This window comes from Hydrogenophaga sp. FW305-3-2-15-A-LB1, assembly GCF_058787875.1.
This window is the reverse complement of sequence record NZ_JBYTAE010000075.1, coordinates 14,375-32,705: the sequence shown is the minus strand read 5'-3', so window position 1 is coordinate 32,705 and position 18,331 is coordinate 14,375. Positions and strand designations below refer to the sequence as shown.

The following is an 18,331-nucleotide window of genomic DNA, read 5'->3' as shown; positions in this document are numbered from 1 at the left end:
CTGCGCCGGGGGTGTCCCCCGACCCGGCTTCGCCGGTTCTCCTCCTTTACCCCGCTGCGCAGAACGCCCGGGTGGTCGATCCGAAGCGATGCTGGCGCATCAAACGGTTGTATGCCTGCATGGTGGCAGGGCCCCAGGGGTGGGTGGTTGGCGCAGCGAAGTAAAGGAGGAGGCGGCACCAGCCGCCGGGGGACATTCGCGGAGCCGATCGCCCGCCCCTGGGGCCCCGCAGACCAAGGAGGTGAGAAAACTAAGGCATCCCCCCCAACACCCCCAAAGCAAAGGGAAGACTCACGATGCCCAACAAAGTGGACAACGTGACCAACCCCGCCACATAAGGCCCGTTGTAGCCCATGCGCGCCGCCAGCACATAACAGCTCGACGCGGTCGGCACCGCGGAGAACATCAGCAACACGGTCGTCTGCGTCGGGTCCAGGCGGAACAGCTTCGCCAGACCAAAAGCCAGCAAGGGCATGCCCAGGTGCTTGCAGGCCAACACCAGCCCACCCAACAGCTTGGCCGAGGCCAGCATGCCGAACTGCATGCCGGCGCCCGCCGCCAGCAGGCCCAAGGCCAGCGACGCCTGGCCGATGCGGTTCACCGTCGGCTCCAGCCAGAACGGAATCGAGAAGCCCAATAGGTTCGCGACCAGGCCAGAGACCGTGCCGATGATCAGCGGATTGCGCAGCAGCTCGCGCCCAAAACCCTTGTTCGCGTGGCGCGCCATCGGCCAGACCGCGCCCACGTTGAACAGCGGCACACACACACCGATCAGCACCGCGATCATCAGCAGCCCTTGCGGGCCGGCCACCTTGTCGGCCAGGGCCAGGGCAATGAAGGAATTGAAACGGAAACCCACCTGCGCGCTCGCGGCGTGCAGGCGCACGTCCAGCTTCGGTCCCAGCCAGGGCCAGTGCGGCAGCGAATAACTCAGCGCGATGCCCAGCAGACCCATCGTCACGCCCGCGCCCATCAGGCTGGAGGCCGCGCCCAGGTCCAGCGGGCTCTTCACGATCGAGTGGAACAGCAGGACCGGGAACAGGAAGTAATACACCAGGCTCTCGACCTGCTCCCACACCTTGCGGTTGAGCGCGGTGAAGCGGCAGACGAGGTACCCGCAAAGAATCAGCGAGAAATCGGGGAAGAGAAGCTGGGCGAAATTCACCGCCAGAGCATAGCCGCAGGCCGGTGCCGTTTCCGGGTTAATACGTATGTAGTCTCCCCATGTTCACTTCGGGCCACCCCGTCTAAAGTGCGGGGCTGGTCAGGGTGGACCGGGCGGTTAGCATGGGCACCACCCTGGAATTTTTCGATGTTTCAACGTCAAGGAGTACACGTCATGGTTTCTCGTCGTCAGATGGTTGCGATCGGTCTGGCCACCGCCTCGGTGGCCGTGGCAGGCAGCGCCTGGGCACAGGCCTACCCCAACAAGATCATCAAGTTGCAAGTGCCCTTCGCACCGGGCGGCACGACGGACATCATCGCGCGCGTCATGTCCGAGTCCCTGGGCAAGGCCCTGGGCCAGAGCATGGTGGTCGAGAACAAGGCCGGTGGCGGTGGGGTGGTCGGTGCCACCGAGCTGGCCCGCACGCCCGCCGACGGCTACATCCTGGGCATGGCCACGGTGTCCACCACCGCCGCCAACCCGGCGATCAACGACAAGATCCCGTACAACACGCTCACGGACTTCACGCCCATCATCAACATCGCCGCCACGCCCAACGTGATCGCGGTGCACCCCAGCTTCCCGGCCAAGGACTACAAGTCCTTCGTCGCCGAACTCAAGAAGAACCCCGGCAAGTACAGCTACTCCAGCTCGGGCACCGGCGGCATCGGCCACCTGCAGACCGAGCTGTTCAAGAGCCTGACCAACACCTTCATCACGCACATTCCGTACCGCGGCGCGGGCCCGGCGCTCAACGACACCGTGGGCGGCACCGTGCCCATCATCTTCGACAACCTGCCCTCGGCACTGCCCTTCATCAAGTCGGGTCGCCTGGTGGCCATCGTGGTGGCCGCGCCGCAGCGCCTGGCCGTGCTGCCCGATGTGCCGACCTTCAAGGAAGTGGGCCTGGAGCCGGTGAACCGCATGGCCTACTACGGCCTGATCGGGCCGAAGGGCCTGCCGCAGGAGGTGGTGGACAAGGTCTACAACGCGACCAAGCAGGCCCTGACCGACCCGGCCGTGAAGAAGCGCATCGAGGACACCGGCTCGCTGGTCGTGGGCAACACGCCGGCCGAGTTCACCGCGCAGATCAAGGCCGAGTTCGAGGTCTACAAGGAAGTGGTCGCCAAGCAGAAGCTCAAGCTGGAGTGATGGACCAGGCCCTGGCATCGGCCAGCGAAGGCATCGCCGGGGCCTTCATCGACAGTCTCTGGCTGGAGGAAGGCCTCTCGCGCAACACGCTCGACGCCTACCGGCGCGACCTCGTGCTGCTCGGCCAGTGGCTGGCCGGGCGCGGCAAGACCCTGCCCGAGACCAGCGAGGCCGACCTCAACGCTTACTTCAGCGACCGCCACGCCGAAACCCGCGCCACCACCGCCAACCGGCGGCTCACGGTGTTCAAGCGCTATTTCCGCTGGGCGCTGCGCGAGCGTGCCATCCAGGCCGATCCCACGCTGCGCCTGGTGCCCGCGCGCCAGCCGCTGCGCGTGCCCAAGACCATGTCCGAGGCCCAGGTGGAGGCGCTGCTGAACGCGCCCGACGTGGGCACGCCCCTGGGTCTGCGTGACCGCTGCATGCTCGAACTCATCTACGCCAGCGGCCTGCGCGTGAGCGAGCTGGTCACGCTCAAGACCTGGCACGTGGGCATGAACGAGCACGTGCTGCGCATCACCGGCAAGGGCAACAAGGAGCGCCTGGTGCCCTTCGGCCAGCTGGCGGGGCAATGGTTGCAGCGCTACCTGGGCCAGGCGCGCGGCGAGATCCTCCACGGCCAGCAGAGCGAAGACCTGTTCGTGACCTCGCGCGGCTCGCGCGCGGGCGAGGCCATGACACGCGCGATGTTCTGGCACCTGGTGAAGAAGTACGCGCTGCAGGCCGGCATCACCTCGCCGCTGTCGCCCCACACGCTGCGCCACGCCTTTGCCACCCATTTGCTCAACCACGGCGCCGACCTGCGCGCGGTGCAGATGCTGCTCGGTCACGCCGACATCTCCACCACCACGATCTACACCCATGTGGCCCGCGAGCGCCTCAAGAGCATCGTGGCGCAGCACCACCCACGCGGTTGAAGTTCAAAGCGGCTTGAGCACCAGGCCGACCACCAGCCCATTGCGGGTGACGGTGATGGGGCCGGGCTGCATGCCCATGGCGTCCACGGCCGCCAGGTCTTTCGCGGTCAGCTCGTGCAGCACCACCTCGCGCAGCGACTGGTCCGCCAGCACGGGCGCGTAGGTGTTGAGCATCTCCACCACCTTGGGCTGCAGGGTGGGGAAGTCGAGCCGGGCCAGCCGCAGCTGGTGGGCGCGCAGGGTGCGGTCGCTGGCTTCGTAGCGCAGGCCGAACTCCACGTCGAAACGGCCTTGGTGTGCCCGGTTGAGCGCCGGGCCGGCGGCCTCCACGGCCATCTCGGCGCGCAGGCGGTTCTGCTCGGGCAGCAGCCGCAGGCGCGGGGTCTGCAGGTCCAGGTTGAGCAGGCCTTGCACCGGGTAGCGGCGGGGGAAGCGCTGTGCCACCGCCTGTTGCATCTGCTCGAGCGAGACCGGGTAGCCCGCTGGCTGCTCGGGCCGGTCTTCGGTGTCGGCCGCCAGGCCCAGGGCCGGGCCGCCGAGCGCCAGGGGAAGGGAGAGAAGAAGGGTTCTGCGTCGCATGGGTACCGGTTCGAGCCCGAGGGGCGCCGCAGGTTCAGGGCAAGTCGTCTCTATTTGTAGAAGGCTTCCACCGTGCCCTTGAGCTGGATCAGCAGCGGGTTGCCCTTGCGGTCCAGGGTCTTGCCCGAAGGCACCTTCACCCAGCCGGCGCTGATGCAGTACTCGGTCACGTCGAAGCGTTCCTTGCCGTTGAAGTGGATGCCGATGTCGTGTTCGAACACGGCGGCCACGTGGTGCGGGCTGCGCGGGTCGATGGACAGGTGGTCGGGCAGGGGAGGGCGGTTGGGGGTGGAAGCGGTTGCGTCGTTCATGGGGGAGATTGTCGGTCAACCGCCCAGGCCGGCAAAGACGTTCTGCACGTCCTCGTTCGCGTCCAGTGCGGCGAGGAAGGCCTCCACCTCTTCCAGGTGCTCGGCGCTCAGGCTGGCCGGGTCGATCGGGTTCTTCGGCTTGTAGCCCAGCTTGGACGACAGCACCGTGAAGCCCTGCGCCGGCAGGGCGCGGCTCACCAGGTCCAGGTCGGTCGGGTCGGTCAGGAACACCGTCACGCCTTCGTCGTGGCCTGGGTGGAAGTCCTGCGCGCCGGCCTCGATGGCGGCCACTTCGGGGTCGGCGTCCTTGCGGGTGGCTTCGGCTTCGATCATGCCCACGTGGTCGAAGTCCCAGGCCACCGTGCCCGAGCTGCCCAGTTGGCCCTTGCGGAACAGCACCCGCATTTCCGAGGCCGCGCGGTTCACGTTGTCGGTGAGGCATTCCACCATCACCGGCACGCGGTGCGGTGCGAAGCCTTCGTAGACCACGTGTTCGTAGTGCACGGCCTCGCCCGTGAGGCCGGCGCCTTTCTTGATCGCGCGGTCCAGCGTGTCCTTGGGCATGGACACCTTGCGCGCCTGATCCATCACCAGCCGCAACCGCGCGTTGGAGGCCGGGTCGGCGCCGTGTCGGGCAGCGATCACGATGTCCTTGACCAGCTTGCCGAAGAGCCGCCCCTTGGCGTTCGCCGCGAGGTCCTTGTGTTTGGCTTTCCACTGTGCGCCCATGGCGTGTTCCTTTGGTGATGGTGGCGGTAATGGGCGAGCTTAGCGGCTGGCCGATGGGGTTGGGGTGCGTTCGAAGCGGTAGAACAGGTTGGGTTCGGACAGCACGTAGATCGCGTTGTCGGGGCCGACGGCCAAGCCCTCGGGCTGGGGCACCTTGCGCTGGAGCCCATTAAACCCCCGCCAGAGCGGCAGCATGCTGATGGGCTGACCGTCGGGCGCGTACTCCACCACCAGGGCCGATTCGTCGCTGAGCAGCAGCAGGTGGCCGGTGGGTTCGTGCAGGGTGAGGGACGACAGGTCGCTCATGAACAGCGAGGCCGCGCTGGACGACTTCCATTCGCTGATGTCGATGTTGAAACCGGTGGAGGCATTGAACACGTCCAGCCCGCGGATGACCAGCACGCGCAGGGGCAGCTTTTCCTTCACCACGAACAGGCGGTCCTGCACGCTGTCCCAGGACACTCCCTCGAAGCTGCTGTTGTGCACGCTGTCGATGCGGATGCCCAGGCTGGACTTGCCGGTGACCGAGACGCGCGAGGTCTGCGGCCCGATCTGCACCCAGTACATGCTGTGGCTGTCCTCGTCGGAGATCACGTAGGTGTCGCCCTGGACGTAGGTGATGCCCTCGGGGTCTTTCGCGCCCTCGAGTTCGATGATGCGCAGCAGCCGCCCGTCGGTCGTGAGCTCGGCGATCTGCGGCGGGCGGTTGATCACCGTGAACAGGGTGCCGGTCTCCGAGTTGAAGGTGAGCCCCGAGGCGTTGCGCGACAGGCCTTCGATGGGAGCGCCTTCCACCGCCACCTGGTAGCCCGGCAGCCAGAGGGAGGAACCTTCCCATTGCGCCGCGTTGATGGAGGTGCTGAGCCAGTAGTAGCCCAGGGCCAGCACCTTGAAATACCAGATGCACAGGAAACCGATGCCGGCCAGTGCGGTCCAGAGACAGGGTTTGCAGATTTTTACGCGAGCCATCGCACAGAGTTTAGTGGGCGGCCCCGGTAGCATGTCCTCTTCGTTTCACCCTTTCAAGCACAGGAGCGCACCATGGAACTGCACCGAGGCCGCCTGATCGACCACATCCAGCTCGTCGTCAAGGACCTGCCCGCCAGCCAGGCCTTTTACGAAGCCGTTTTCAAGGCGCTGAAGGTGCCGATGAGCGGCAAGGGAGACAACTACTTCTGGGCCGACGAGCTGTTCGTCTCCACCGCCGACAGCGAGGCCGCGGACGGCCAGCTCACCGGCCGGCACCACCTGGCCTTCCAGGCGCAGGACCGGGCCATGGTCGATGCGTTCCACCAGGCCGCGCTGGCCGCCGGGGGCAAGGACCACGGCGCACCGGGCGAGCGCAAGTACCACCCGGGCTACTACGCGGCTTTCGTCATCGACCCGGACGGCAACAACATCGAGGCCGTGTACCACGGCGAAGCCAAGCGCAGCGCGCCTTCGGTGAAGGTCACGTTCTAGCCATCCGGCGCCTTCAGGGCTCGCTCAGGGCGCCCGATCGCGCACGTGCACGATGGCCTCGGCGCGGGTGCGCACGCCCAGCTTGTCGAAGATGCTCGACACCTGGTTGCGCACCGTCTTCTCGCGCTTGCTCAGGCGCAAGGCGATGGCCGCGTTGTCCAGGCCCAGGGCCACGAGGCGCAGCACCTCGCGCTCGGCCGGTGTGAGCGCCGCGTCTTCAACGCCTTCATCGGTGCCGGCCGGCGCGGTGCCGAGGAAGCCGCGCAGTTCGAGCAGGAAGCCGGCCCACGCCGGCTCGGTGTCCAGCAGCACGTGGTTGTCGCTCTCCAGCGGCACGAAGCGCGCGCCCGGGATCAGCGCCGCCAGCCGCAGCCCTTCGGTGAAGGGCACGCGCGCGTCGCCCCGCGCGTGCAGCACCAGGGTGGGCACCTGCAGCTGGCGCGCCAGCTCGGTCACGTCGACGCGGTGGAAGGCGTCGAGCGTGCGCGCGGCGTTCTCGGGGCTGGCGGTCAGGCGCTCGAGCTCGTTCCACCACTGGTGCTGCGCTGGTGTGCCGCCGGGGATGAACTGGTTGGTGAACACCTGGCGGAAGGCCGCGTTGTCGCGCCCCCAGCCCAGGCGGATCAGGTTGACCAGGGTTTCGGCCTCCAGCCGCTCGGCGTCGCTGGTGGCGCGCTGCAGCGCGCCGCGCGCGTAGGCACCGTGCAGCACCAGGTGCGAGACCTTGTCGGGGTGGCGCACCGCGTAGGCCACGGCCACCGCGCCGCCTTGCGACATGCCGATCAGCGGAAAGCGGCGCAGGCCCAGGCTGTCCACCACGGCTTCGAGGTCGCCCACCCAGGCGTCGAGCGAGAAGTCGGCCACCACGCTGTCGGACAGGCCGCAGCCGCGCTGGTCGTAGCGGATGTAGTGGTGGTCGCGCCCGAGTTCGGCCAGCCAGGGCCGCCACACGGGGCTGTGCAGGTCGTGCTCGACGTGGCTCAGCCAGTGCGCGGCGCGCAGCAGGGGCGGCCCGCTGCCGAGCGAGGCGATGGCGATGCGCGTGCCGTCGGCCGCGGTGCAGAAGCGCAGGCTCTGGCGCAGGTTCGGGGGCAGGCGCTGGGCAGCGGGCATGCGCCATTCTCTCGCCGCCTGGGCCGTCTGTCCCAGGCTTCGGCCCCCGCGCCGGCAGAAACGGGACAAGCGCCTCATGCGCCCGCGCGTGCGCCCGGGAATCCTTGCGGTCACGTCGACAGGACGGATGCCCCATCGAAAGGACCCACCATGCAAACCCATGCCACCACCCTGGACACCCCGCGCTACGCCAAGACCATCGAAGTCTCCAAACGCGTGCGCTGGGACATCGACCGCGACGTGATCCGCGGCCGCCGCTTCGACCTGGCCCACACCTTTCTGCCCGACGGGCTGTCGCTGGCCGACGAGCTGCCTTTCCTGAGCCCGTCCGAGCACCGCTTCCTGAGCCAGGTGCAGGGCCGCACCTACGCCCACATGTTCGGCCTGGTCGAGCGCTTCATCGGCGCGAAGATGCTGGAACAGAGCCGCGACCACTGGCTGGGCGACCAGACCGCGCTGGAAGCCATCGTGCGCTTCACCGACGAGGAACTGAAGCACCAGGAACTGTTCCGCCGCATCGAGCAGCTCGTGGCCGAGCGCATGCCGGCGGGCTACCGCTTCGACGTGTCGCCCAACGACGTGGCCAGCTTCGTGCTGGGCAAATGCACCTGGGCCGTGCTGGCGCTGACCTGCCACATCGAGCTGTTCTCCCAGGCGCACTACCGCGCCAGCATCGAAAGCGCCACGGACCTCTCGCCGCTGTTCAAGGACGTGTTCCTGTTCCACTGGCGGGAAGAATCCCAGCACGCCATCATCGACGAGCTGGAGTGGGCGCGCGAAGACGCGCGGCTGAGCGAGGCCGAGCGCGACGCGGCGGTGGACGACCTGATCGCGCTGGTCGGCGGCGTCGATGGCATCCTGCAGATGCAGGCCGCTGCCGATGCGGCCTACTTCCTGGCCGTCACCGGCATCGCTGGCGACGGCGATCGCGCCGAGGCGGTGAAGGCCACGCTGCTCAAGGCCTACCGCTGGCAATACATCGTCTCGGGCGCGCTGGAGCCGCGCTTCCAGAAGCTGCTGGGTGAGCACGTCAACGCGGCGCAGATGGCGCGCATCCAGGCCGCGCTGGCACCGTTGAGTGGTGCGGTGCCGGCGCGCGCAGATGCTCGAGGCCGTTTACCACAGTGAGGCCAAGCGCGGCGCGCCGTCGTTGAGGGTCACGTTCTAGACGTGCGGCCCGTGCGGCGGCGGCACTGAATCGCCATCAGCGCCAGCTCCGCGCCCAGATCACCGAGTTCGGCGATCAGCCAGCCCAGTGCCTCAATGGCGTCCGAGTCCACCGAGCCGTCCTCGATCTGCGGCGCCGACGTGGCCAGCAGATGGCCGATGGCGCCGATGCCCATGTGCAGCGCGCTGGCAATGCATGACGCGTTCTGCCCGGTCGCGGCGACGATTGCCTGGTCCGAGTTGGCGTAGTCGACGTTGCCTTGACCGTCCGTGTGAAGGCGGGGCAACTGGCGAAGCAGATCGCGCATGGGGCGAACGGTTGCGTTGATGTCGGTCCGCGCGGTTGTGTGGTCTTCGGGCAAGGAGGCCTTCTTTCGCATGCCGGAAAGTGTGGCCCGGCTGGGTTCGCCAGTCCATAGACGTTGAATCTATATCGCCGATCCGTGGCTCGGGGCCTGATGCCCTGATCGCGCCGCTCAGTCCTCCAGCACGCGAACCTTCACGCTCTTGCCCTTGATGAGTCGCCGGCCAAGCTCTTCACACGCTGCGCTGATCAAGCGGCCGAGGGCTTCTTCTCGATGGGGTTGGCGGTGAGCCCCTCGGCCGGATACGCCCGCATGAATTCGCGCGCTTTCTCCGGGTGGGCCGCGCTCAGCCAGGCGCCATACGAACCTTCGTTCAAGATCGCCAACATGCGCTTTTCGCTGCCCGGTTGCCCGTAACGGTGCATCAGCGCGTGGCTGTTGGCGTTCACCGTGAGCAGGCAGAAACTGACGATCACCTCGCCGTCCGCACCGGTCCAGCGTTCCCACAGACCAGCCACGCCCATGGGTTTGCCGTCCACCCGCGCGACACGCGTGGGCACGGCCTTGCCGCTGCGCAAGTCGTCTTCCTGAAACGCCATCATGGGCACGATGCAACGCTGCGCACCCAGCCAGGCGCCGCGAAAGTTGTTGGACGTGCTCGCGGTCTCCGAGCGTGCGTTGACCAGCTTGGTCGAACGCAGTTTGGCGTCGGAAGCGGATTTCACCCAGGGCGGGACCAGGCCGAACTGCCCCACGACGAGCTCGTGCTCGATCACGCCTGGGTACGGATGTTCGGCGCCTTCGACCGAAGGCGGTGCCGGTTGGTTGCGGATGAACACGCCGGGGCAGCGGGGCCACACCTGGCGGCCCACCGCGGTGTCGCTGGGCGCGTCGACGTCAAAAATATCCCGGTACAGGTGGTCGGGACGCAGGCATTCGTATTGGGAGCTCATGGCGAGGATGGTAGGCCAAGCGCTTCGGCGCTTTTTCGGTGTACGCGGGTGATGAGGCCCCGCTGGTGGTCCACGACCCACAAAAGCAGCTGACAGGCGCTACATCCTGCAAGAGAGGCCTGACCACTGGCTCGGGCGGACGGTTTCGCCGCCCGCTGAGATGTTCAGCGAATGTGTTGCATCGACCGGTTGAATCCGCTGCCCAAAGCAGACCTACTCAGAGCGAGCGGAAGCGCACGGTCAGCTATCGACGTTGCTCGCGCCAGAACGAAAGCATTGACTCCAGACTTTTCTGCGCTCGGCCTGGCGCCATGTCAGTCCTCCAGCACGCGAACCTTCACACCCTTGCCCTTGATGCGCCCGGCGTTGAGCCGGCTGGCGGCCTGCTGGGCGATGTCGCGGTTCACCGCGACGTAGGTGGACCACTCGTTCACGTTGATCTTGCCCACCTGCTCGCGGGTGTAGCCCAGGTCGGCGGTGAGCGCGCCCAGCACGTCGCCGGGGCGGATCTTCTCCTTGCGCCCGCCCTGGATGTGCAGCGTGACCATGGGCGGCACCAGCGGGTCCTTGCTGGCGGGCTGAAGCTCGCTCAGCGGGTGCCATGAAGATTCGCGGCCTTGCAGGTGTTCGATCTTGCCGACGCTGCCCATCTCGTCGAGGCTGGCGAGGTTTAGGGCCAGGCCGCTTTCGCCCGCGCGGCCGGTGCGGCCGATGCGGTGAATGTGCACCTCGGGGTCGGGTGTCACGTCCACGTTGATCACGGCGGCCAGGCTGGCAATGTCCAGCCCGCGCGCGGCCACGTCGGTGGCCACCAGCACGGAGCAACTGCGGTTGGCGAAGCGCACCAGCACCTGGTCGCGCTCGCGCTGCTCCAGTTCGCCGAACAGCGCCAGCGCGCTGATGCCCTGGGCCTGCAGCACGGCCACGAGGTCGCGGCACTGCGCCTTGGTGTTGCAGAAGGCGAGCGTGCTGGCCGGGCGGAAGTGGAATAGCAGTTTGCCCACCGCGTCGAGCCGCTCGTTCTCGGTCACTTCGTACCAGCGCTGCTCGATCTGCGCGCCCGCATGCTGGGCTTCCACCTTCACGGTGAGCGGCTCGCGCATGAACTGCGCGCTGAGCTTGGCGATGCCTTCGGGGTAGGTGGCGGAAAACAGCAGGGTCTGGCGCGCCTTGGGGCATTGTTTGGCGACGGTCACGATGTCGTCGAAGAAGCCCATGTCGAGCATGCGGTCGGCTTCGTCCAGCACCAGGGTGTTGAGCGCGTCGAGCTGCAGGCTGCCGCGCTCCAGGTGGTCCATGATGCGGCCGGGCGTGCCGACCACGATGTGCGCGCCGTGCTCCAGCGTGGCGAGCTGCCCGCGCAGCGGCACGCCGCCGCAGAGGGTGACGACCTTGATGTTGTCTTCGGCGCGCGCGAGGCGGCGGATTTCGGTGGTCACCTGGTCGGCCAGCTCGCGCGTGGGGCACAGCACCAGGGTCTGCACCGCGAAGCGGCGCGGGTTGAGGTTGGCCAGCAGGGTGAGGGCGAAGGCGGCGGTCTTGCCGCTGCCGGTCTTGGCCTGGGCGATGAGGTCCTTGCCGAGCAGGGCGGGTGGCAGGGCGGCGGCCTGGATGGGCGTCATGGCCGTGTAGCCCAGCTGCTCCAGGTTGGCGAGCATGGCGGGGGAGAGCGGCAGGGCGCTGAAGGCGGTCGAGGGTGCGGAAGTCATCCCGAATTATCCGGGATCGCCCCGTAGAATCCGCCGCACCACCGGCCGCACCGGCGCCGGCAGGGAGTGAATCGCATGTTTCTGGAGCAAGGGCGCACCACCAGCGCCGATTCCCCGGTGGCGCCGGGCGCGCCACCGCGTGTCCTGGTGTTGGGGGCCAATGGCTTCATCGGCCGCCATGTGGTGCAGGCCTTGCTCGCCCAGGGCATGGCGGTGGTGGGGGTGCGCCGCGCGGCCCCTGCAACGGGCGCTGGCGAGTCCGGGGGCGTCACCTGGAAGCACCTGCAACTGCACACGCTGCGGGAGCCCGGCGCCTGGCGCGAGCACCTGCAAGGCATGGACGTCGTCATCAACTGCGTGGGCATCCTGCGCCAGCGGGTGGGCGAGCGCTACGAGGAGGTGCACCACCTCATGCCCAAGGCGCTGGCCGCCGCGTGCGCGGCCTCGGGCGTGCGCCTGATCCACACCTCCGCGCTGGGTCTGCACGAAGGGGCGAAGAGCCGCTTCCTGTCGAGCAAGCTCAAGGGCGAGCAGGCCATCCAGGCCAGCGGCGCGGACCACTGCATCGTGCGCCCTTCGCTGATCGACGGCCTGGGCGGCTTTGGCGCCAGCTGGCTGCGCATGCTGGCGAGCTGGCCGGTGCATTTCGTGCCGCGCGGCGCCACCGGCCGCATCGCCGCGCTGCAGGCGACCGACCTGGGCGAGGCCTATGCCGTGTTGGCGCGCCTGCCCACGCTGGCCCAGCAGCGCGAGGCCAACCTGGGCGGTGAACGCCTGTTCGCCTATCGGCACTACCTGCAGGTGTTGCGCGGCGTGGAGCATGCCGCGCAACCGGTGAAACCGGCGCTGCAGGTCCTGCTGCCGGACTGGGTGAGCCGCATGGGTGCCCACCTGTGCGATGTGTTCCGCTTCAGCCCGTTCAGCTATGGCCACTGGATCCTGCTGCAGCGCGACAACATGCCGGTGCCCAATGCGCTGCCGCAGCTGCTGGGCCGCGCGCCTGCGCCGGTGACGCACCGGCGCACCGCCCTGCGGGACGACTTCCGCCTCTCTTGATTGACGCCTGTCAGGGGCCGAGCAGCGCGTCCAGCTCGGGCCGGCTGAACCCGGCCGCCAGCCGCGCCGCGTCGTTGAAGGGCGGCTTCAGGCGCGGCGCCGAATGCTCGCGCGCCAGGCGGCGGTAGTGGCCCAGGGGCTCGATGCCCTGTTGCGCGCACAGCCAGCCGTACCAGCGGTTGCCCACCGCCACGTGGCCGATCTCGTCGCGCAGGATCACGTCCAGGATCTCCACCGCGCGCAGCGCGGCCGGTGTGCCCACCTTGCGCAGGCGCGCCTGCATGGGCGGCGTGGCGTCCAGGCCCCGGGCTTCCAGGGTGCGGGGCACCAGCGCCATGCGGGCGGTCACGTCGCCCTGGGTCCGCACGCACATCTCCCACAGGCTGCCATGCGCCGCGAATTCACCGTAGTGGTGACCCAGGCTTTGCAGGTGGCTCTGCAGCAGGCTGAAATGGATGGCCTCCTCGTGCGCCACGCGCAGCCAGTCGGTGTAGAAATCGGGTGGCATGCCGGGGAAGCGCCACACCGCGTCGAGCGCGAGGTTGATCGCGTTGAACTCGATGTGGGTCACGGCGTGCAGCAGCATGGCCAGGCCCGGTGGCGTGAAGGGCGAGCGCTGGGGCACGTCCACGGGGGGCAGCAGCACGGGCTGCTCAGGGCGGCCGGGCAGGGAGGCACCCAGGGCTGGTGTGAGGTGCTCGGTGATGTCCAGCACGGTCTGGCCGGCCTGCCAGGCCTCGAACAGCGCATGGGTGGCTGCCACCTTGAGGCCGGGGTCGGTGAGGCACAGGGCGTTCAGGGCCTGCGCGCGCAGGGAGACCGGGGACGGTGGCGACAGGGGCGCGGGGGCTTGCATCCCTACAATTCTAGGTTTCAGGAACGACGGAGACTTCCCCCATGGCGATTTACGAACTCGATGGTGTCGCACCCCGCATGGCCGACTCGGCCTGGGTGGCCGACAGCGCGCAGGTGATGGGCAACGTGGTGCTGGGCGAGAACAGCAGCGTGTGGTTCGGGGCGGTGCTGCGGGGCGACACCGAGACCATCACGCTCGGCGAGGGCAGCAACATCCAGGACGGCAGCGTGATGCACGCCGACGTGGGTTTCCCGCTGAGCGTGGGCAAGCACGTGACCGTGGGCCACCAGGTGATGCTGCACGGCTGCACCATCGGCGACGAATCGCTCATCGGCATTGGTGCCACGGTGCTCAACGGCGCGAAGATCGGCAGAAACTGCCTGGTGGGCGCGGGTTCGCTGGTCACCGAGGGCAAGGAATTCCCCGATGGCAGCATGATCATCGGCAGCCCGGCGAAGGTGGTGAAGTCGCTCACGCCGGAGCAGATCGAGGGCCTGCGCCGCAGCGCCGGGCATTACATCGAGAACGCCGCGCGCTACCGCCAGGGCTTGAAAAAGATCGCCTGACCCCGACCTGTTCCCCTTCGATTTTTTTGACTTGTCCCTGAAAGCCCCGCGTGTCCGAACTCCACAAATTCGTCTTTGAAGGCCTGCCGGTGCGCGGCATGCTCGTGCGCCTGACCGACGCATGGCAGGAAATCCTGCAGCGCCACCGCGACGCCGGGGGCTACCCCGCAGCGGTCACCGAGCTGCTGGGCGAGATGACGGCGGCGGCCACGCTGATGCAGGCCAACATCAAGTTCAACGGCGCGCTGATCATGCAGATCATGGGCGACGGGCCGGTGAAGCTGGCCGTGGCCGAGGTGCAGCCCGACCTGAGCCTGCGCGCCACCGCCACCGTGGTGGGCGAGGTGGCGGCCGATGCGCCGCTGTCGCACATGGTCAACGTCACCAACCAGGGCCGCTGCGCCATCACGCTCGACCCCAAGGACCGCCTGCCGGGCCAGCAGCCCTACCAGGGCGTGGTGCCGCTGTTCGGCGACCGGCGCGAGAAGCTCGAAAAGCTCAGCGAGGTGATCGAGCACTACATGCTGCAGAGCGAGCAGCTCGACACGCGCTTGGTGCTCGCGGCCGACGACAAGATGGCCGCCGGCCTGCTGATCCAGCGCTTGCCGCTGCAGGGGGTGGACAACCTCGCGGGTCAGTCGGGCGCGCGCGACGAGGACCAGATCGGCGTGAACGAGGACTACAACCGCATCGCGATCCTGGCGTCCAGCCTCAAGCGCGAGGAGCTGCTGAGCCTGGACGCCGACACCATCCTGCGCCGCCTGTTCTGGGAAGAGGACGTGCGCCGCTTCGAACCGCTCACCGGCGAGCAGGGCCCGCGTTTTGCCTGCACCTGCTCGCGCGAGCGCGTGGGCAGCATGCTGCGCAGCCTGGGGCGCGACGAGGTGGAATCCATCCTCGCGGAGCAGGGGCAGGTGGAGGTGGGTTGCGAGTTCTGCGGCGCCCAGTACCGCTTCGATCCGGTGGACGCCGCTCAAGTCTTCCTGCAACCGGCCCAGCAAGCGCCGGCCAGCGACCAGAAACATTGACCCCCCCGCAGCGCTGCGCGCTACCCCCCAGGGGGCAACACCTGCGGCCTGGCAAAGCCAGTTCCGCGGTGTTCTGGCCTGGGAACTCCCCCTCTAAGCGTTGCGTGACAGCAGGCCGGTGAACAGCCGGTGCTCGCAGTCGGGGTCGCTGCAGTTGTCGCATGACCAGGGCCGCAGGCCGTTGGCGAGGGCGGGGTCTTCCTTCACCAGCGGCCGGCCCAGCGCCGTGCCCACGGCGCGCAGGGCTTGTTGCAGGCGCGCGTCGCCTTGCCCGTACACCGTCTGGAAGGCGATGCCCGCGCCCTGCAACTCGTGGCGCAGCAGGCTGTCGGTGGCGTCGCGCACGGCCGGGCTGTCGCGGAACAGGCCGTCGGGCGTCCAGGGCAGGTCCAGGCCCATGAGCAGGGTGAGGTCGCAGGTCCGCTGTGCGGCGAGCGAGGGCGCGAGCAGGGTGTCGTCCTGGAAGTAGAGCGCGCTGTAGGCCGCGACCATCAGGGCCGTGGTGTCGGCGATCACCAGGTCCACACCGGGTGCGTGCTTCGCGCGGTCGATGAGCCGCGTCTGCTCGTCCGCGATGGCGGCCTGCTCGTGGGCGTGGGGGGCACGGCCACGCGCCTCGCACCAGGCGCGCAGGTGCTCGGGCACGCGGACCGCGCGCAGACCGTGGATGTCGTTGAGGTGGCGTTCGAGCGCTTGGGCCAGCGTGGACTTGCCGCTGGATTCGCCGCCGAGCAGCGCGACGCAGACCGCCATCGATCAGCGCTTGTTCTGCGCGATCTGCACGAAGATTTCGTTGGGCTTGACCATGCCCAATTCTTGGCGGGCGAGTTCCTCGACCATGTCCAGGCCCTGCTGCAGGTCGCGCACTTCGCTGAGCAACTGGTCGTTGCGCAACTGGGCCTCGCGGTTGGTCTGCTCCTGCGTGGCCAGGTGCTGCTTCATGCTCGCCACCTGGGTCACGCTGCCCCGCCCGAACCAGAGCTGCGCGTGCACGATGAAGAGCAGCGCGATCAGCAGGGCGGGGATGAAGCGGCGGGCCATGAAGCCGAAGCTTACTTCAGGTTGTAGAAGGCGTCGCGGCCGGGGTACACGGCCACATCACCCAGGTCTTCCTCGATGCGCAGCAGCTGGTTGTACTTGGCCATGCGGTCCGAGCGCGAGAGCGAACCGGTCTTGATCTGACCGGCGTTGGTGCCCACGGCGATGTCGGCGATGGTGCTGTCCTCGGTCTCGCCCGAGCGGTGGCTGATCACGGCGGTGTAGCCGGCGCGCTTGGCCATCTCGATGGCGGCGAAGGTCTCGGTCAGCGTGCCGATCTGGTTGATCTTGATCAGGATCGAGTTGGCGATGTCCTTCTCGATGCCTTCCTTGAGGATCTTGGTGTTGGTGACGAACAGGTCGTCGCCCACCAGCTGCACCTTGGCGCCCAGGCGTTCGGTGAGCACCTTCCAGCCGTCCCAGTCGCCTTCGGCCATGCCGTCTTCGATGCTGATGATGGGGTACTTGTCGACCCAGGTGGCCAGCATGTTGGTCCAGTCCTCGGCGCTGAGCACCAGGCCTTCGGCTTCCAGGTGGTATTGGCCGTCCTTGTAGAACTCGCTCGCGGCGCAGTCCAGGCCCAGGGCGATCTGCTCGCCGGCGGTGTAGCCGGCATTGCCGATGGCCTCCAGGATCATCTGGATCGCGGCTTCGTGGTTGGCCACGTTGGGGGCGAAGCCGCCTTCGTCGCCCACGGCGATGCTCATGCCCTTGTCGTGGATGATCTTCTTGAGCGCGTGGAACACCTCGGCACCCCAGCGGACAGCCTCGCGGAAGCTCGGCGCGCCCACGGGAATGATCATCAGTTCCTGCAGGTCCAGGTTGTTGTTGGCGTGCGCGCCGCCGTTGACCACGTTCATCATGGGCACGGGCATCTGCACCGCGCTCATGCCGCCGAAATAGCGATACAGCGGCAGGCCGGCCTCTTCGGCGGCGGCGCGGGCCACGGCCATCGAGACGGCCAGCATGGCGTTGGCGCCCAGGCGGCCCTTGTTGTCGGTGCCGTCGAGGTCGATCAGGGTCTTGTCCAGGAAGGCCTGCTCGGAGGCGTCCAGGCCCAGCACGGCTTCGCTGATCTCGGTGTTGATGTTCTCCACCGCCTTGAGCACGCCCTTGCCGAGGTAGCGGCTCTTGTCACCGTCGCGCAGCTCGATGGCTTCGCGGCTGCCGGTGGAGGCGCCCGAGGGCACGGCCGCGCGGCCCATCACGCCGCTTTCCAGCAGCACGTCGCATTCGACGGTGGGGTTGCCGCGGCTGTCCAGGATTTCGCGGCCAACGATGTCAACGATTGCACTCATGGATTCACTACCTTTGGGTCAGAGACAGAAAGAAGAAGAAAGAAGGGGAAATCAGGTGTTGAAACGGTCTTCGAGGAAACCGTTCTTCTTGGTCACGGTGTCGAGCGCGAGCAGGGTTTCCAGCAGCGCCTTCATGTGCTTGAGCGGCACGGCGTTGGGCCCGTCGCTCAGGGCCTTGGCCGGGTCGGGGTGGGTTTCCATGAACAGGCCGGCCACGCCCACGGCGACCGCCGCGCGCGCCAGCACCGGCACCATCTCGCGCTGGCCGCCGCTGCTGGTGCCTTGCCCGCCGGGCAACTGCACGCTGTGCGTGGCGTCGAACACCACCGGCGCACCGGTCTCGCGCATGATGGCCAGGCCGCGCATGTCGGAGACGAGGTTGTTGTAGCCGAAGCTCGCGCCACGCTCGCAGGCCATGAAGCTGTCTTCGTTGAGGCCGGCTTCCTTCGCGGCCGCTCGCGCCTTGTCGATCACGTTCTTCATGTCGTGCGGCGCGAGGAACTGGCCCTTCTTGATGTTCACCGGCTTGCCGCTCTGCGCCACCGCGCGGATGAAATCGGTCTGGCGGCACAGGAAGGCCGGGGTCTGCAGCACGTCGCAGACCTTGGCCGCATCGGCGATGTCGTCCTCGCTGTGCACATCGGTGAGCACCGGCACGCCGAGCTCGCGCTTGACCTTGGCCAGGATCTCCAGGCCCTTGTCGCGGCCCGGGCCGCGGTAGCTGGTGCCGCTGCTGCGGTTGGCCTTGTCGAAGCTGCTCTTGAAGATGAAGGGCACGCCCAGGCTGGCCGTGATCTCCTTGAGCTGGCCCGCCACGTCCATCTGCAACTGCTCGGACTCGATCACGCAGGGCCCGGCGATCAGGAAGAAGGGCCGGTCCAGGCCGATGTCGAAGTCGCAGAGTTTCATGGGGTGCCTCTCCGTGGGG

21 protein-coding genes are annotated in these 18,331 nt (G+C 67.9%); 7 read left to right on the top strand and 14 right to left on the bottom strand.

Annotation, left to right across the window (positions count from 1 at the left end; all coding sequences use genetic code 11):
• Positions 1-250 precede the first annotated feature (250 nt).
• Positions 251-1,165 carry an AEC family transporter gene (locus tag AC3WPZ_RS21215; RefSeq protein ID WP_382323840.1) on the bottom strand — a complete coding sequence of 305 codons (915 nt, stop codon included), beginning with the start codon at positions 1,163-1,165 and terminating at the stop codon, positions 251-253.
• A gap of 174 nt (positions 1,166-1,339) precedes the next feature.
• Here AC3WPZ_RS21215 and AC3WPZ_RS21210 point away from each other — a divergent pair, with 174 nt between their 5' ends.
• Together AC3WPZ_RS21210 and xerD are read left to right on the top strand one after the other, a co-directional pair.
• The gene (locus tag AC3WPZ_RS21210; protein ID WP_444688615.1) at positions 1,340-2,317 is read left to right on the top strand and encodes a tripartite tricarboxylate transporter substrate binding protein BugE; all 978 of its coding nucleotides are present in this window, start codon (positions 1,340-1,342) and stop codon (positions 2,315-2,317) included.
• Complete coding sequence (gene xerD / locus AC3WPZ_RS21205) at positions 2,317-3,234, top strand: site-specific tyrosine recombinase XerD (RefSeq protein WP_382159326.1); 918 nt, start codon at positions 2,317-2,319, stop codon at positions 3,232-3,234. The genes AC3WPZ_RS21210 and xerD overlap by 1 nt, the downstream gene beginning before the upstream one ends.
• 3 nt (positions 3,235-3,237) lie before the next feature.
• On the opposite strand, the gene AC3WPZ_RS21200 is transcribed toward xerD, so the two are convergent.
• Genes AC3WPZ_RS21200 through AC3WPZ_RS21185 form a run of 4 tightly spaced genes read right to left on the bottom strand, consistent with a single transcriptional unit; the run spans position 3,238 to position 5,822 of the window.
• Positions 3,238-3,813, bottom strand: coding sequence for a DUF1439 domain-containing protein (locus AC3WPZ_RS21200; protein WP_444688616.1), 576 nt, complete (start codon positions 3,811-3,813; stop codon positions 3,238-3,240).
• A 50-nt stretch (positions 3,814-3,863) separates the two neighbouring features.
• Entirely contained in the window at positions 3,864-4,124 is a 261-nt protein-coding gene (locus AC3WPZ_RS21195) for a DUF3297 family protein (RefSeq protein WP_492441435.1), read from the bottom strand.
• Between the two features lie 15 nt (positions 4,125-4,139).
• Positions 4,140-4,853 (bottom strand): YebC/PmpR family DNA-binding transcriptional regulator, encoded by a 714-nt coding sequence (locus tag AC3WPZ_RS21190; protein ID WP_382159322.1) that lies wholly within the window; start codon positions 4,851-4,853, stop codon positions 4,140-4,142.
• A 39-nt stretch (positions 4,854-4,892) separates the two neighbouring features.
• The gene (locus tag AC3WPZ_RS21185; protein WP_444688617.1) at positions 4,893-5,822 is read right to left on the bottom strand and encodes an SdiA-regulated domain-containing protein; all 930 of its coding nucleotides are present in this window, start codon (positions 5,820-5,822) and stop codon (positions 4,893-4,895) included.
• A gap of 72 nt (positions 5,823-5,894) precedes the next feature.
• On the opposite strand from AC3WPZ_RS21185, the gene AC3WPZ_RS21180 reads away from it, so the two are divergent.
• On the top strand, positions 5,895-6,314 hold the full coding sequence (locus tag AC3WPZ_RS21180) for a VOC family protein (protein WP_444688618.1): 420 nt from the start codon (positions 5,895-5,897) through the stop codon (positions 6,312-6,314).
• A 24-nt stretch (positions 6,315-6,338) separates the two neighbouring features.
• On the opposite strand, the gene AC3WPZ_RS21175 is transcribed toward AC3WPZ_RS21180, so the two are convergent.
• Positions 6,339-7,427 carry an alpha/beta fold hydrolase gene (locus tag AC3WPZ_RS21175; RefSeq protein ID WP_492441432.1) on the bottom strand — a complete coding sequence of 363 codons (1,089 nt, stop codon included), beginning with the start codon at positions 7,425-7,427 and terminating at the stop codon, positions 6,339-6,341.
• A 150-nt stretch (positions 7,428-7,577) separates the two neighbouring features.
• Here AC3WPZ_RS21175 and AC3WPZ_RS21170 point away from each other — a divergent pair, with 150 nt between their 5' ends.
• The gene (locus tag AC3WPZ_RS21170) at positions 7,578-8,555 is read left to right on the top strand and encodes a hypothetical protein (protein ID WP_492441430.1); all 978 of its coding nucleotides are present in this window, start codon (positions 7,578-7,580) and stop codon (positions 8,553-8,555) included.
• Positions 8,556-8,584: 29 nt separating this feature from the next.
• On the opposite strand, the gene AC3WPZ_RS21165 is transcribed toward AC3WPZ_RS21170, so the two are convergent.
• The 3 genes from AC3WPZ_RS21165 to dbpA form a co-directional block, all read right to left on the bottom strand.
• The gene (locus AC3WPZ_RS21165; RefSeq protein ID WP_492441428.1) at positions 8,585-8,956 is read right to left on the bottom strand and encodes a hypothetical protein; all 372 of its coding nucleotides are present in this window, start codon (positions 8,954-8,956) and stop codon (positions 8,585-8,587) included.
• A gap of 191 nt (positions 8,957-9,147) precedes the next feature.
• On the bottom strand, positions 9,148-9,852 hold the full coding sequence (locus tag AC3WPZ_RS21160) for an SOS response-associated peptidase (protein WP_492441426.1): 705 nt from the start codon (positions 9,850-9,852) through the stop codon (positions 9,148-9,150).
• Positions 9,853-10,166: 314 nt separating this feature from the next.
• Positions 10,167-11,561, bottom strand: coding sequence for an ATP-dependent RNA helicase DbpA (gene dbpA, locus AC3WPZ_RS21155; RefSeq protein ID WP_444688623.1), 1,395 nt, complete (start codon positions 11,559-11,561; stop codon positions 10,167-10,169).
• Between the two features lie 75 nt (positions 11,562-11,636).
• Here dbpA and AC3WPZ_RS21150 point away from each other — a divergent pair, with 75 nt between their 5' ends.
• On the top strand, positions 11,637-12,617 hold the full coding sequence (locus tag AC3WPZ_RS21150; RefSeq protein ID WP_492441424.1) for an NAD(P)H-binding protein: 981 nt from the start codon (positions 11,637-11,639) through the stop codon (positions 12,615-12,617).
• 10 nt (positions 12,618-12,627) lie between these two features.
• On the opposite strand, the gene AC3WPZ_RS21145 is transcribed toward AC3WPZ_RS21150, so the two are convergent.
• Positions 12,628-13,473: a ferritin-like domain-containing protein gene (locus AC3WPZ_RS21145; RefSeq protein WP_492441422.1), complete on the bottom strand. Its 846-nt coding sequence runs from the start codon at positions 13,471-13,473 to the stop codon at positions 12,628-12,630.
• Positions 13,474-13,514: 41 nt separating this feature from the next.
• Here AC3WPZ_RS21145 and AC3WPZ_RS21140 point away from each other — a divergent pair, with 41 nt between their 5' ends.
• Both AC3WPZ_RS21140 and hslO read left to right on the top strand, forming a co-directional pair.
• The gene (locus AC3WPZ_RS21140; protein WP_382323850.1) at positions 13,515-14,039 is read left to right on the top strand and encodes a gamma carbonic anhydrase family protein; all 525 of its coding nucleotides are present in this window, start codon (positions 13,515-13,517) and stop codon (positions 14,037-14,039) included.
• 50 nt (positions 14,040-14,089) lie between these two features.
• Positions 14,090-15,067, top strand: a complete 978-nt coding sequence (gene hslO / locus AC3WPZ_RS21135; protein WP_382159303.1) for an Hsp33 family molecular chaperone HslO — start codon at positions 14,090-14,092, stop codon at positions 15,065-15,067.
• 93 nt (positions 15,068-15,160) lie between these two features.
• Here hslO and AC3WPZ_RS21130 read toward each other — a convergent pair whose 3' ends face one another.
• The 4 genes from AC3WPZ_RS21130 to kdsA are packed head-to-tail and all read right to left on the bottom strand — an operon-like array spanning position 15,161 to position 18,312.
• On the bottom strand, positions 15,161-15,820 hold the full coding sequence (locus AC3WPZ_RS21130) for an AAA family ATPase (RefSeq protein WP_492441420.1): 660 nt from the start codon (positions 15,818-15,820) through the stop codon (positions 15,161-15,163).
• A 3-nt stretch (positions 15,821-15,823) separates the two neighbouring features.
• Positions 15,824-16,108 (bottom strand): septum formation initiator family protein, encoded by a 285-nt coding sequence (locus AC3WPZ_RS21125; protein WP_382159299.1) that lies wholly within the window; start codon positions 16,106-16,108, stop codon positions 15,824-15,826.
• Between the two features lie 11 nt (positions 16,109-16,119).
• Positions 16,120-17,403 (bottom strand): phosphopyruvate hydratase, encoded by a 1,284-nt coding sequence (gene eno, locus AC3WPZ_RS21120; protein WP_444688625.1) that lies wholly within the window; start codon positions 17,401-17,403, stop codon positions 16,120-16,122.
• Positions 17,404-17,454: 51 nt separating this feature from the next.
• Positions 17,455-18,312, bottom strand: coding sequence for a 3-deoxy-8-phosphooctulonate synthase (kdsA, locus tag AC3WPZ_RS21115; protein WP_382159295.1), 858 nt, complete (start codon positions 18,310-18,312; stop codon positions 17,455-17,457).
• Positions 18,313-18,331: the final 19 nt, after the last annotated feature.